At 34.5% G+C, this 15,548-nt stretch carries 13 protein-coding genes; all 13 read left to right on the forward strand.

What is annotated here, in order from left to right:
- Nucleotide 1 precedes the first annotated feature (1 nt).
- The 13 genes from HZI73_RS05895 to HZI73_RS05955 are packed head-to-tail and all read left to right on the forward strand — an operon-like array spanning nt 2 to nt 15,541.
- Nucleotides 2–1,324, forward strand: a complete 1,323-nt coding sequence (locus HZI73_RS05895) for a B12-binding domain-containing radical SAM protein (protein ID WP_212697330.1) — start codon at nt 2–4, stop codon at nt 1,322–1,324.
- 22 nt (nt 1,325–1,346) lie between these two features.
- Nucleotides 1,347–2,246 (forward strand): ACP S-malonyltransferase, encoded by a 900-nt coding sequence (locus HZI73_RS05900; RefSeq protein ID WP_212697331.1) that lies wholly within the window; start codon nt 1,347–1,349, stop codon nt 2,244–2,246.
- A complete protein-coding gene (locus tag HZI73_RS05905) occupies nt 2,243–4,639 on the forward strand; it encodes a PEP/pyruvate-binding domain-containing protein (protein WP_212697332.1) in 2,397 nt (798 codons plus the stop codon). The genes HZI73_RS05900 and HZI73_RS05905 overlap by 4 nt, the downstream gene beginning before the upstream one ends.
- Entirely contained in the window at nt 4,636–5,943 is a 1,308-nt protein-coding gene (locus HZI73_RS05910) for a B12-binding domain-containing radical SAM protein (protein ID WP_212697333.1), read from the forward strand. The genes HZI73_RS05905 and HZI73_RS05910 overlap by 4 nt, the downstream gene beginning before the upstream one ends.
- 23 nt (nt 5,944–5,966) lie before the next feature.
- A complete protein-coding gene (locus HZI73_RS05915) occupies nt 5,967–7,298 on the forward strand; it encodes a B12-binding domain-containing radical SAM protein (protein ID WP_212697334.1) in 1,332 nt (443 codons plus the stop codon).
- Between the two features lies 1 nt (nt 7,299).
- On the forward strand, nt 7,300–8,580 hold the full coding sequence (locus HZI73_RS05920) for a B12-binding domain-containing radical SAM protein (protein WP_212697335.1): 1,281 nt from the start codon (nt 7,300–7,302) through the stop codon (nt 8,578–8,580).
- The gene (locus HZI73_RS05925) at nt 8,577–9,374 is read left to right on the forward strand and encodes a 2-hydroxyacyl-CoA dehydratase family protein (RefSeq protein WP_212697336.1); all 798 of its coding nucleotides are present in this window, start codon (nt 8,577–8,579) and stop codon (nt 9,372–9,374) included. Before HZI73_RS05920 ends, HZI73_RS05925 begins: the two co-directional genes overlap by 4 nt.
- Nucleotides 9,375–9,416: 42 nt before the next feature.
- On the forward strand, nt 9,417–10,607 hold the full coding sequence (locus tag HZI73_RS05930) for a 2-hydroxyacyl-CoA dehydratase subunit D (protein ID WP_212697337.1): 1,191 nt from the start codon (nt 9,417–9,419) through the stop codon (nt 10,605–10,607).
- On the forward strand, nt 10,597–11,358 hold the full coding sequence (locus HZI73_RS05935) for an acyl-CoA dehydratase activase (RefSeq protein WP_212697338.1): 762 nt from the start codon (nt 10,597–10,599) through the stop codon (nt 11,356–11,358). The genes HZI73_RS05930 and HZI73_RS05935 overlap by 11 nt, the downstream gene beginning before the upstream one ends.
- Nucleotides 11,339–12,514, forward strand: a complete 1,176-nt coding sequence (locus HZI73_RS05940; RefSeq protein WP_212697339.1) for a 2-hydroxyacyl-CoA dehydratase family protein — start codon at nt 11,339–11,341, stop codon at nt 12,512–12,514. Before HZI73_RS05935 ends, HZI73_RS05940 begins: the two co-directional genes overlap by 20 nt.
- Complete coding sequence (locus HZI73_RS05945; protein ID WP_212697340.1) at nt 12,492–13,235, forward strand: enoyl-CoA hydratase/isomerase family protein; 744 nt, start codon at nt 12,492–12,494, stop codon at nt 13,233–13,235. Before HZI73_RS05940 ends, HZI73_RS05945 begins: the two co-directional genes overlap by 23 nt.
- A 31-nt stretch (nt 13,236–13,266) precedes the next feature.
- Nucleotides 13,267–14,016, forward strand: a complete 750-nt coding sequence (locus HZI73_RS05950) for a 3-oxoacyl-ACP reductase family protein (RefSeq protein WP_212697341.1) — start codon at nt 13,267–13,269, stop codon at nt 14,014–14,016.
- 1 nt (nt 14,017) lies between these two features.
- Nucleotides 14,018–15,541 (forward strand): NHL domain-containing protein, encoded by a 1,524-nt coding sequence (locus HZI73_RS05955; RefSeq protein WP_212697342.1) that lies wholly within the window; start codon nt 14,018–14,020, stop codon nt 15,539–15,541.
- The last annotated feature ends 7 nt before the right edge of the window (nt 15,542–15,548 follow it).

Genomic DNA, 15,548 nt, shown 5'->3' on the forward strand with positions numbered 1-15,548 from the left:
TATGAAAGTAGCACTCATTAATCCCAAAGCAACAATATTTAGTAAGGAAAAGGAAATGACCAAGTTTCTGAAAGAGTCCATTACGATGGGAAGCTTTAGACACTTTTGGTCAGCACCATGTTTAGGGTTATTAACAATTGCTGCTTATTTTCCCACTGATTGGGAAGTGGTTTATATAGATGAAAACTATATGGACATAGATTTTAGCCAGCTTTATGACATGGTATGTGTCAGTGCAATGACAATACAAGCCACAAGAGCATATGAAATTGCTGACATTTTCAAAAGGAAGAACACCATAACGGTGATGGGAGGTATTCACGCTACGGTATTACCTCATGAAGCGAAACAATATGTAGATGTGGTTATAGCAGGTGAGGGAGAGGTGTTGTTTCCACAATTTATTCATGATTACATACACCATCAACACAAAGATATTTATCAAGAGGCTCATGTTGGTACATTTGATATGAAGCATTGTATCGTACCTCGATATGACTTGATTAGAGATTATGACTATCCTGTTATTAACGTGTATACAACCAGAGGATGTCCAAGAAAATGCAATTTTTGTTGCGCTTCTAATGTGTATGGTTTGAAATATAGGCGTAAGTCAAATCATCAGATTCTACAGGAGATAGAAATAATTGAAAAGATGTACCCTGATAAATTAATTCTATTTGCAGATGATAATTTATTTGTTTTAAGACAAAAAAGCAAAGCATTATTGCAAAGCCTCATACCAAAGAATCTGCGGTGGATTGCACAAACAGACATCACCATTGCAGATGATGAGGATCTACTGGAATTAATGATAGCGTCTGGGTGTCAGTGGGTTGTAATAGGATTTGAAAGTGTATCCGAGGAAAGCTTAAAAAATATTGAAAGTAAAACTTTTAAATATGAATACTTGCATCATTATGCTGAAAAAATCAAGAAAATTCAATCATATGGAATCGGTGTTTATGGAACTTTTATTATTGGCTTAGATGGTGATACGTCAGATGTATTCGATAAGACGGCAGATTTTATTAATGATAATCATCTATATGGTGCAAATATAACAGTGCCAACACCATTACCCGGCACAGAAATTAGAAAACAACTTGAAAAAGAGAAACGAATTATAAGCTATGAGTGGCATGATTATACGTTATGGGATGTGGTAATTGAGCCAAAACAAATGGAGATTAAGGCATTAAAAGAAGGGTTATTATACACGTACAAAAAAATTACGCATCAAAAAAATGCCAATGAAAGGTTGCGTTATCTCATTAAAAATATGCGATATAAAAAAAGGAGCAAACACATTGACACGAGATGATTATCCCTTACTACATAAAAAAATGCATAGAAGTGTCATTGCTTTTCCAGGGCGAGAAGCTATTTCAAAAGGATTAGATAAATCATTTTATGAGGAGGATGTACAAGTAAAAGATATATTTGAACAAGCAAGTGATTGCATGAAATATGATTTAGCTAAGATGTGTTATGGGGGTACGAGGATTCATGTGAAATGGGAAATGATTTGTTTAGTAACACATTGTTATGCCATTTATAAGGTTATTGAAAGGATGTATGGAAAGCCAAGGGCATTTGCTGGATATAGCCAAGGAGAGTTTATAGCATGTGTAGCTGCTGGGGTTTTTGAATTATCCGATACGTTAAGGCTTATTCATCAATTAGAGTCAATCCTCATGAGTGAAAGTTCTCATGATGAGTGTATGTATCGGATCATAGGTATTCATAAGGAAACCTTGGAGAAATGTTGTCAAAAGGTAGATGAAAATCACGAAAAAGTTTGTGTAAGTTCCTATATATCACATACTCAAAATATTATATCTGGCAAGTATAACCATGTCAAAAAAGTAATAGAATTAGCTAAGAAAAAAGGGGCTAGATGGGCTATCAACTTATATGCAGAGAAAGCATATCACAGTCCTCTTCGCAACAGAGCTGCATATAGAGCCAAAGCTGATTTTGAACACATGAAAGTATTCAATCATGCAGGGCCAGTGTATAGCTGTTACGATGGTACAAAAAGTTATAATGGAAAGTTAATAAGGGACAAGCTATCTCGTCAAATTAATCATCCCATACAATGGTTTACACTGGTAAATAATATGAAATCAGAAGCCATTGTGGATTTAATAGAGATTGGTCCGGGTTGTACCGTTTCGGCCAATACACGCATAGCCGATAGCACATTAAATTGCAAATGGATAGGCAATATAGGTGATTTATGATAATAAAAATAAAAGATATTAAGAGAGAATCCATCCATAAGGTAGGGACAAAAGCTTACCAAATTAGTCGTTTACTCAAGCTGGGGTATCATGTTTGTAGCGGTTATGTCATCACAACAGATCTTTTTATAGCATACTGCAAATATAATCAAATTAAAGTAAATGACGACAAGCTACCAGAGAAGATACTAAGGGGTAAGTTTGATGGAGTTTTGATAAAAAAATTACAGGCTATTTTTGAAGAATTATCAGTCATAACAGGGGCTATTATCGTACGTTCTTCTGCTTTGGAAGAGGATGGATTATCCACATCCTATGCAGGAATTTTTGAAAGTGTTATGCATGTGAAAAGCGATGAAGATATGATTTTAGCCATTAAAAAAGTATGGGCTTCATATTACTCACCAATAGCCAAACAATATGCCCATGATGTTGAGCGACATATTCCAGCCATGTCTGTTCTAATACAATGTATGATTGATTGTGTCAAGTCAGGGGTTACATTTACACGTCACCCTATTACAAGACAAAATGAAGTTGTGACAGAAGCTTGTTGGGGGAATAATCAAGGTATAACCGGTGGTGATGAAAAGGATTATGTCACTCCCGCAAAAGGCATGACGAAACACCAAAAAGTTCTCACAAAACGAGAACAAAAACGTATTAAAATTATATCAAAGCAACTTGAATTAGATTTCTTATACCCTTGTGATTTTGAATGGGGCATCAAAGACGGTATCCTATGGATATTTCAGGTTCGACCCATTAGCAGATGCAACGAGGGTAATGTTTATGGGAAAGTTTCTATAGATAATTTGAATTGTATTTTGCTTGATAGGTATGCACAACCAGCAACCGTATGCTATTTATCATTGTTAGAGTCATGGCAAAATAGAGTATATCTCAGTATCTACAACAATCACCATGGACTGGATTTTGACGAACAGCCCCTTTGCTTTCTACATAATCGTGTCTATTGGAATGTGCATTATCAAAAAAAATATTTCGAAGATGATGGAAAGAATAGGTTTCTTAAAAGAATACAATTCTATAGAATAGCGTGTAATGGCTACAAATCATGGTATAGACGGTTACAAACGTATAATAAAAAGATTACCCATTACATGCATAAGATACATCATACGCATCATGATCATGATTTATTGGCTTTATTAGAGGACGTGATAGATAATTTTTGTGTATTTATTGGGATAGACCATTTTAGGTTTTTGGGATTAGCACAGATATTATATGATGACCTGGAGAAAACATGTTTACATCATGATTATGATAAACACCAGATAGCACAGTTAATTGGAAAGCAAACCAATGGTAATAAAACGGTTTTGGCAAATAATGAGCTCCTAGAGCTTACACGATTAATCCATGATCATGATAAGTTGAATTTGTTTTTTAGTCAAAATACTGCTGAAGAAATCTTACAAGAAATACAACATAATCAGGCTTATGCCTATATATTAAGTCGCTTCAATGCGTTTATATTGAAGCATGGTCACAGAGGGACAGAGTGCGATGACTTATATTATACCCATTGGGTTGAGGAACCCAGTAAAGTAGTTGCTCTTATGAAGCAACTCATACGAAATGATATATTATGCCAAACAGATGATGATCAACATATTGATCCAGAGCAGATAAAAAGAAACTTGATAAAAACAATATCAAAACAACACAAAGGCATTGGAAAGCTATGGTATGGGCATAAGCTAAAAAAACGCATAACATTAACAGGTGAGTATATGTGTTTGAGAGAAAATCAACGCTATTATTTTGACAAGAGCTGGCTTTTGATTAGACAAATTTTATTAAAAATTTCGAAATACTATCGAGCGAAGGGCGTTATACAAAACAGTGAGGATATATTTCACATGAAAATTGATGAAATCAAAGAGGGCATTTTATATCCTAACTACTTAATGAACAAAGACATCATCAATACCAGAAGAGATAACTATGAACAGGCAAAAAAAGATAAACCACCTTATATTATTAAGAATTCTGTTCATGTTTCTGTTCAAAAAACAGGTAATTTCAAAAGTTATAAAGTGATGGGAATTAGTGGAGGAAAAGCAGTAGGTAAGATAAAGATAATAAATAGTCTAGATGATTTAGGGCAAGTAGAACGGGGTGATATTGGTGTTGTGAAAACGTTTCATCCCAGTTGGACACCTATTCTAAAGATTGCTAACGGGCTTATTATGAACTATGGGAATATGTTATCACATGGTGCTGTTGTAGCAAGGGAATATGGGATACCTGTAGTTGTTTTTAATGATGATGCCACGACTGTTTTTCATAATGGTGAATGGGTTGAAATAAATGGTACTACTGGGCGAATAAAACTTATGAATGTGATGGATGTGAAAAGATGATAAAAACTGCACTTATTGTACCAAAAGGGTCAAAATATGGTAAGAATAAATATTTGAAAGATTTTCTTGAGAGAAATGATGTTGTATCAAAATTTTATGGAGCCTGGGAAACACCTAATTTAAGTTTGCTGACAATAGCAGGACTATTTCCACCAGATTATAGCTTGCATTTTATTGATGAGGATCATGGGGAAGAGATACCATTCCATCAACATTTTGATTTGGTAATACTAACTGGAATGACACAACAGATTAATAGAGCATATGAAATATGCAGTCAGTTTAAGGCAAAGGGAAGTCATACAGTAATAGGCGGTATTCATGCAACCATTTATCCGGATGAAGCTATGGGCTATGCCAATACGGTAATGGTTGGTGAAGGTGAGGCTATATTTCTTGAATTTTTAGAAGATTTTAGAGTAGGTCAACCCAAAAAGATATATAAAGCAAGTTACTATATCGATCTATCCCAATCGCCTATACCACGATATGATTTAATCAATACCGCATTATATAGTTCCTATAGTATTCAAACAACTAGAGGATGTCCTCGTACTTGTGGGTATTGTACTTTACCTGTTATGTATGGAAGTAAATATCGAAGCAAATCAATTAAACAAGTGATAGCAGAAATTCGAGCAATAAAAGCCATCGATCCTTCACCTTTTATTTTCTTTGCAGACGATAATATGTTTATAGATATGGAAAACTCTATAAAATTACTAGAAGCAATCAAAAAAGAAGATATTATTTGGGGAACCCAAACAGATATCTCCGTTGCAGACAATACAAAAGTGTTGAATTTGCTAAAAGGAGCAGGATGCAGATGGCTTTTTATTGGGTTTGAAAACATTACTAAAAATAGTTTAGAACTATTAGATAAAAACAAATGGAAAGCCAACATAGCAAACAGGTATGCCAAGATGATTGAAAAAATTCATCATGCCGGTATTTACATATGGGGATCGTTCATGTTTGGAACAGATAATGATAGTATGGGTGTTTTTGAAAACACGCTGGATTTTACCATGAAAAACGGTATCTATTCTGGTAGTTTTACAATATTGACACCTTTACCAGGAACAGAGCTATTTATGAAAATGGACAAAGAAAATAAGATCATTGATTATGATTGGAGCCGTTATACCTTTTGGGATGTGGTCTATAAACCCCTATTAATGACTGAGGATGAACTTGCTAAAGGTGTTGCATGGATTTATGATCAATTTTATTCACAAAAGAACACGAAGATTAGAATGTCTAGGATAAAGAAGACCATGAAAAACATGAGTAACACGCTATAATCTGAAGAGTAAAGGATGAGTTTATGAAAATTGCGTTAATCTCTCCCAGAGGTATTGGTATGGGAAGTCAGGAAGAAAATAAAAAGACAGAAAGTATCTATAATGAACTCTCAAATATAGAATCTCTCAAGGAGTTAATGGCTTGCCCTAATTCACCACTGTTAACCATAGGAGCTATGGCAACACCTTATTTTGATGATGTTATCTATATTGATGAAGAAATTGAAGCCATTGATTTTTCAAAGTACTATGATGTGATTGGTATGTCATTTATGACACAACAGGCTTCAAGAGCTTATGAATTAAGTGTACAGTTTAAGAAACTTGGTAGTTATATCATTGCTGGTGGTATGCATCCTACCAATTTACCAGATCAGACATTAGAATATTTTGATACGGTATTTGTTGGTGAATGTGAAGATACATGGGATCAATTTATCACGGATTTCAAAAAAGGCTGTCCAAAAAGAATCTATAAAAATAATCAGCTTATTGACATGGAAAAAGTGGTTATGCCACGCTATGATCTTCTTAAAATGGATGCTTACAAAACAATACCTGTACAGATATCAAGAGGTTGTCCCCATAATTGTACTTTCTGTGCTTCTACTAAAGTATATGGCCCCAAATATAGACATAAGAGTGTAGAACAGGTAATCAATGAAGTCAAGTATATACAAACATTAAAAAAGAATCCCCATATTTACTTCACAGATGATAACATGCTCGTATCAAAAGCATTTTCAAAAGCGTTAATTAGTTCGTTACAAGGTATGGGGATACGCTGGATGACACATACAGACATTGGTATTGCTGATAATGAAGATGTACTAAAACTGTTATATGCTTCAGGCTGTAGAAAGCTTGTTATTGGATTTGAGAGCATTACACCAGCATCATTAGAAAAACTTGAAAAATGGAAGTATAACAAACTACAAGAGTATGGTCATGCAATAGAAAAGATACAGTCCTATGGAATAGGTGTTTGGGGTACATTTATCGTTGGACTGGATAACGATGATAAAGACGTTTTTCAAAAAGTCATTGATTTTACATTAGGAAACAATTTATATGGTGCTATGATATCTGTTCCTACACCATTTCCTGGCTCCGAGTTATATAATCAGCTTGATAAAGCTAATAGAATATTAACAAAACATTGGGGAAGTTATACTTTATGGAATGTGGTGGTAAAACCTAAGAATATGAGCAAAGAGGAGCTTGAAGAAGGGTTTGAATATGTTCTAAAGAGTATTTATTCTAAGGAAGCTGCTGCAAAGCGGATTGAGCATTTTAAGCATCTTTACTGTAAGCGGAGGAATGGTAATGAAAACAATTCTGTTGCTCGTTCCTAAAATGAATGGGCCGAGAGGCAATTATGTATATAATACATATTGGTCTAAAGCTATACAAGACAAAATTCAAAAGAATAGATGGAAGGTTATAACCCCATCTATTTTATTATTGGCTTCTATTGCTATAAGTGAACGATATAAAGTTGATATCATTGACGAAGACTTTAGAGATGTTCGTGTAAATAAACACTATGATATTGTTTGTATATATACAGTAACACCAACAGCAAAAAGAGCTTATGGGTACGCAAAAGAATTCAGTAAAAAAGGTGCTTGGATTCTTCTTGGCGGTGTCCATGCCACTTTCATGCAAGAGGAGAGTATGCAGTATTGCGATACCTTAATGATTGGTGAAGGGGACTACATATTTCGCGATTTTCTACATGACTTTCGAAAAGGCATACAAAAATCAATATATGTGCAAGAAAGAAATCAAGTGGATATGGCCTATTCCCCAATTCCTGCTTATCATAAGTTACAAAAACATGAACAACATTTAGTGCCTATTCAAACAGCTAGAGGGTGTTCTAATAATTGCAAATTTTGTAATGTTAATGGTTTGTACGGCAATACATTTCGTCATAAAAGTAGAAAGCAGATTGAACAAGAACTAAGTGATGTTAGCAACTTACCATATGCAAAAAGAGTATATGTGACAGATGACAATATCTTTAGCAATGAGCGTCATTTTAACCGATTAATAGATACGCTTAAACATCATCATCTATCATGGTATGCCAATACAGATATTTCTTTTGCTAATGATGAAAGGGACATTATATCAGCCTACAAAAGTGGGTTAAGACAAGTTTTAATAGGGTTTGAAAGTGTTGAACATCATAATCTATACCATATTGATCAAGATAATTTCAAATATGGTTATTTAAAAAAATATAAGGAATACATAAGAAAAATTCAATCCAATGGCATAGGGGTAACAGGGAGTTTTATGGTTGGACAATTACATGACAACCAGGATACGTTCAAATATCTAGCAGAGTTTATATATGACACCAAGCTCTACGGTGCAAACATTACAATTGTAACACCTTATCCTGGTACACGCCTATTTCATGACATGAAAAGAAAAAATAAAATACTGACGTATAACTGGGATTATTATACGATATTTCAACCTGTCATGGCATTGAATCATTTAACCATAGATAAGTTAAATGAGCTATATTTGGAGCTTATTATGACGGTTAACTCCAAAGCATTCGAAAAGAATAAATTAGATTATTTCAAAGAAATATATAAAGAGAAGAGTAAGAGCAGATGAAAAAAAAGATTTTATATATGTGTTCCTTTGTGCCTTATGGCACTTTAGAAGGTGCAGGTTTTGACATGATCAATATTGCAGATATACAACAACCCGTAACGGGTAATTTAAAACTATCGGGTAACCTCTGTAGTTTCGTGAATTATTGTCAACATATGGATGTATTAGCATATGATGGCATTATTTTTACGAATTGCTGTAATAGTATGCAACGGTTATATGACTATGTGACCTATTATTATCCCAATATATTTACATACATGATGGAAATTCCTCGTCATCATCCATCCATACAAGTTGATGATTTAATGGTTAAATTAGCTCAGCATTTTGGCATCAAGATAGGGTGTGATAACAGAATAGAACCTAAAAATCAACCTTATACTAAGGAGCATATTTGGGTTATTTCAAGTGCAATGCATAAAAACTATAAGGAAGATTTAATAAAACTATTTCATGAGAACAGTCTTATTTTTGATACTTGTACATCCGAAAATCGAGGCGATCAATTACGCAGTAATAAACGTAGTGATGTATCATGTCCTAGGATGATGAACTACTATCAGTGGTTTGAGAAAAGGATTCCATTGGTAAAAGGGTTAATTTTTATGATGGTTGGAAGATGTGATCATAGCATGTTTTTATACCCTGAATTAAAAAGAATTTGCAGTAAATATGCTTGTAATGTTTTATATGTAGAGGAAGAATTTACCCTCAGAATATCAGAGAGAAGTAAGATAAGATATGAAGCGTTTAAAGAATGCTTGACGATTAAGAACGGAGAAAAATTATAAATGATAAATCCTTTTATGCGACGGTTACAGATGTCTAGCTATATGTGTAAGTATATGGAGCTTAGGTCAGCACAATTAATTGTGAAAAACCAACTGCATATATATCTGGAAAAAATGTGGGAAGAACATAACCGTATTGTTTGGACGAATATGGTTATGCCAACAGAACTTTTCTATGCTGCTTCATTAATTCCCATTAACACAGAGCTTATTGCAGGTTGGCTAGCAACGTTAAAACTATCTAGCAAATACATTACCCATGCTCATGCTATGGGTTATAATCGTAATCTTTGTTCATATCATAAAGCTGTAATAGGTGCTCTGGAATGTGGTCATATACCTCCACCCAAAATAGCCATCTTTTCATCCCATATATGTGATGGAGGGGGAGGTATGATCAGATATTTTGAGAGACGATTCAACACAAAAGTCTTACTAATAGATATTCCCTATAAGACCACTAAGGAAAATATCGCATGTGTTATGAATCAACTAGTTGAAGCAAAGGTTATTCTTGAAAAGTATACGAACCAATCCATTGAACGTCACCAATTAAAGAAAGCTATTTTCTTATCGAATCAAGCAAGAAACTATATGCAAGAAGCCAATAATCTTAGAAAAAAAGATACATTATTTTATGGTAACTTAGCTATTCGTAATTTATATGGTGCTACATTCTTATTTGGTTCAGAACTTGGAAGAGAAGTAACTAAAAATTATTATCATCAATTAATGGAAATAAAAGAAAAGCGTTCAAATAGCTATATGACGGATAAGCAACCTTATCGAATTTTATGGATTCACTTTGCACCTCTGTATGCAAATGATATCATGGGTTTTTTTGAAGAAACCTTAAACTGTGTGATTGCCTTTGATATTACGGGTTATATATATTGGGATAAGTTAAGTGAGGATAATCCAGTTCATGGTATGGCAATAAAAGCAATGTCACACTTTTATCTAGGAGATGTATCAAAAAGGATTCGTCTATACAAAAGCATTATTCATGCTTATAGAATAGATGGTATGGTTATGTTTATGCATCAAGGCTGTCGTGCAATTCCCGGTTCATCCTGGGAGATACGGCAAATTGCTAAGGAAATAAAAATGCCATTCTTAGAGCTATCGGGTGATTGTATAGATGACGAAAGTTTTTCGTCGGAGCAAATGAAATTAAGAATGGAAGCATTTTCAGAGAGTATGGAGATGAGAAGATATGTATATGGGGATTGATGTTGGCTCTGTATCAATCAACGCTGTACTGATAGACCGTAACAAAAAAATCATGGATTATGTGATTGATTACAGTGGATACGATCATAGAGAGTCCGTAGAGCGTATAATAAGAACGATTTGTATGAAAACCGGCATTCATCGAAAAGACATTAAGAGGATAGTGGCAACAGGTTATGGAAGACGGAATGTACCAGATACCTATAAAACAGTGACAGAAATAACCTGTCATGCTATAGGTGTGCGGGCATTATATACCAATGCAGCATTAGTCATTGATATTGGTGGACAAGACAGCAAGATTATAAAGCTTTCAAAAGATAATATTGTGGAAACATTTATGATGAATGATAAATGTTCAGCAGGTACAGGACGTTTTCTAGAAGTTATGGCAGGTGTTATGAAGATGGATATGCAAGAATTTTCATCCTATGGGATGAAGTCACGTAGACCTTATAGAATAAGTAGCACATGTACCGTTTTCGCTGAATCGGAGGTCATATCTGGCATTGCAAAAGGCGTTGCAAAAGAAGATATCATTGCAGGTATATATGAGTCCATTGTGAGTCGTATCAAGGCTATGGTGGGTTCAATGGATTATGTTGGTGATGTGGTGCTAACGGGAGGCGTTGCTAAGAATGAAGGGGTTGCCAGTTCTATGAAAAGGAAGTTTACGACTATACAAGTGCCTTTTGAACCACAGATTACAGGTGCTTTAGGGGGGGCTTTAATTGCTTGGGAAAATGGATGAATTCCTAAATAAATTGGATTTAACCATTCGATTCATGAAAAATACGGATAAAAAATTCATATCAACCTATATAAAATCTCAGTTCAAGGCGTTGGAAAATATCTATAACGGTAGTCCCTATATTCTCAGTACATACTATTTTCCTTCTGAGTTAGCATGTATCTATGATGTAGAAGTGATTTATATAGAACGTCTAGTAGGGCTTGCTGTTGGCATGAATATGTTAGATAAGGATACAACGACACCACTTCATCACGGTATATGCTCTTATCAAAAAGCTTTTCTTAAACTTATTGAACAAAAGATTATCCCAAAGCCACAAATGATAATTGCTGTTAGATACCCTTGTAAGGATGCAGTGAAGCTATGTGACTATCTGCATAACACCTATAAAATTCCTATTTTTTATCTATCATTACGGCAATTAAGAAAAGATTTAGAAGATGTTCACGATTATTTATCAAGTCAATATCAAGTGATAGAGGATATCAAAGATGTGGTTAGACGATCAAATGCTGCCCATGACTTAAAGAAGACAATAGATCATTATAGAATGCAATATCCTGGTATTATACGAAGTGATGACTGCTTAAAAATATTTCCCATAGAAAATGATTTTGGGAAAGATAGTGCAACCTATGTATTAAAAGGACTATTAAGCTGTATTGAAAAGAACATAAGCACATATCAAAAAGATAATAAACCCACTATATGTTGGATGGGTCTTATACCATTATCGGATAACAATATGCTAACCAAAATAGAAAAATATACCCATTGCAAATTTGTTTATGAAGAAATGTGGATGTTTGGAGATTATAAGCTATACCAAGATAATTTTTTTGATGCATTAACAGAAAAAATAAAGCAATCATTATTTTATAATACCCATCGCAGGATACATAAGATACATGATATGATGCGTCAAACGCATACAGAGATTGTCATCAATCTGTCACACCACAATTGTTCTTTCTTGCCTCAAACCATCCATCAATTCAAAGCATATTTTGAACAAAAAGGCATAACGTTTTATAACATTAGCTGTGATGTGGTTTATGAAAAATTTGATAGTCATTCTATCATGAATAGCATCAATAAACATGTGCCATATATAGGTGGTGAAAATAAAGATGCATGCCTACATCTCAAATGACAGAATTAAAATACTCCCCTTAGATAGACAACCATCTAATGCATTGGATCTATTGTTTTTAAAAGAACTGCGTAACCACATAAAAGTCATAGAAAATGATAATAGCATTCAGTGTGTCATCATGACAAGTAAGTGTCGGACCATTTTTTCCTCTGGACTTGATTTAAGTAGCTTGACAGATTGTAAGAGCAGAGAAATGAGGATACGCATTCTTAAGGCTGTGTGGTGTGTTCATGGTATTGTTAAACAGATAATGAACTCCAAGAAAATATACATAGCAGCCGTAAACGGTGCTGTCATTGGTTCAGCTGTTTCCATTGTTATGGCTTGTGATTTTATATTTGCACATAAAAACGCATGGTTTTGGTTACCTGATCCTCAGTATGGGGGCCTATTGGCTGATGGTGGGCTAGATATCATTAAAATGACAGTAGGCATCCCTAATGCAAAAAGGATAGGCATGACCAATGAGAGAATAATTGCCCAAGATGCAAAGGATATGGGGATAATAAATCATATAATAGACAATGGTTGTGTAGAAGATTTCGTTCAATCATTTGCAACAGATTTATTACAACATGCATTTCCCACATTGCAAAAAACAAAAGCGATCATCAATAAAGGTGTATTGAATAGATTTCAATTAATACCATTCATTCAAATTGTATTTTCAAAAGAGTTGCCTAAGAGGCTTAAAAAATATAACTTAGGAAAACCATAAAATAGAATTTAAAGGAGTTATGGAAGAAGAAATGAGTTTAGTAAACAAAACAATAATCATTACAGGTGGTTCATGTGGCATTGGAAAAGCAGTCGTGGAATTATTGTCTGCAAAAGGAGCAAATGTGGTCTTTACATATCTTAAAAATGAGGCGGATGCAAAGAAAATAGTTGCATCATGTCGTGGTAATGCAGGTCATATACAAGCATATGGTGTTGATGTGAAAGATTATCGAGATGTCAAAGAGCTTATCAATAAGGTGATAAGAGAATATAAACACATAGATGTCATCGTTAATAATGCAGGCATTAAAAAAGACAAGTCGCTATTATATATGGAGCCCTCAGACTGGGATGATGTGATGAATACTAATCTAACCGGTGTATTTAATGTTGTAAAATCAGCTATGCCATATTTATTAAAGCAACGTAAGGGACGCATCATAAACATGGGTTCAGTAAGTGGTATAAGTGGGTTGGCGGGTCAGACCAATTATTCGTCTTCAAAAGCAGGTATCATAGGATTTACAAAGGCACTTGCAAAAGAAGTAGCCACCTACAATATATGTGTAAACACCATTGCCCCAGGACCAGTAGAAACAAACATGCTAAAAGGCTTAGCCAAAGAGCATCTGGACAAATTACTGAAAAGTATTCCTATGAAACGGATGTGTACACCTAGAGAAGTAGCAATGACAGTTAATTTTCTCGCAAATGAAGAGCTATCACCTCCGTATTTAACGGGTCAGGTAATAACCCTTGATGGTGGGGGAGGGATATAGTATGCAAAAAAATCATGATGTACTAACAGGCCTTTTTAATAAGGTATGGGTAGAACAGTTCATCGGTAAATCATTACAGAAAAAGCATCATATAGCCATTGCGCTATTGAATATTGATTTTTTTACAAATATTAATGAAAAGATTGGCAAGAAGAATGCAGATGATGTATTAAAGAAAATCGGAGCGTTTTTATCAAAAGACAAAGACGTTTTTGTTGCCAGATATGGTGGGGATGAATTTGGCATACTCTATGTCAACAAACAGGATACCTTTATTCGTGAACATGTGAATACCTTAAAAAAGGATTTTCGAAAAACAAAATTTATTCATGTATCGCCATATGAAAAAGTACCTTTAACATTTAGCATGGGTGTAGCCCTATCATCAACAGCGTTAAATGGTACATTTTTATTGCTAAAATCAGCTGAGATTGCTTTATTAAGTGCCAAGAAAAATGGGAGAAATAGAGTAGCCTTTTCTCAAGCTAAAAAAATGCACTTTATTAAGCATGAAGGCGTTTGTACAACAGTTATTGGGAGAAGTCTAAAAGGTCAATCAAGGAATAAGACCATGGCTTATTTAGCATCAATAGCTCAACCTTATGGTGTGGATATGGATGTGAATCAGTGTTTATTATTTGTTGATCGGTCCAATCATCAGGTTAAGGGAGTGACAAATGGTAGAGTACATGTTATAGCAGGATGTGGAGCGTGTGGGTATGATGGTGATGGACAAAACCCCATATATGCTAAACTCTGTAAACCTAGCGGTGTAGCCGTACATAAATCAGGTAAGATATACATTGCGGATACAGGTAATCACTGTATTCGAAAAATAGAAAATGATGTCATATTTACTGTGGCTGGCAATAAAGAAAGTGGTTATCGTGGGGATGGAGCCAATGCTTTAGAGGCAAATTTAAATAGACCAGGGGGTATTGTAGTTGATAACCAGGGTAATCTATATACCAATGATTATGGAAATAATGTAATTAGAAAAATTAATGTGGATGGCGTCATTACAACAATAGCTGGAAATGGTGACTATGGCTATACAGGTGATCACTTTAGCGCTGTGGAGGCTAGCATGGATAGACCTTACGGGCTATGTGTCAAACCTGATGGGAAAATGTTGTATATTGCAGACTATGGCAATCATTGTATACGTCAAGTGAATCTAGAAAACGGTATCATAGAAACATTGTGTGGTAATGGTGAAGCAGGTTATTCTGGTGACCATGATAGTTGTTATAAGGCAAAGCTAAATGGACCTTATTGGCTTTGCATATATGATAACAAATTATACATTGCAGATGCAAATAATCATTGTATACGTCAGATTGATTTGTCAACCAAAATCATAACGACTATCGTAGGTAATGGTGAACCGGGTTATGTGGATGAGCGGGTTAATATAGCCAATGCAAGATTGAATATACCAGCTGGGATTATCAAACATAAACAGCATTTATATATTGCAGATTATGGAAATAATGCCATAAGAAAAGTAGTGTGTGATAATTGAAAGGAAT

It is taken from the genome of Vallitalea pronyensis (genome assembly GCF_018141445.1).
Taxonomy (GTDB): Bacteria; Bacillota; Clostridia; order Lachnospirales; family Vallitaleaceae; genus Vallitalea; species Vallitalea pronyensis.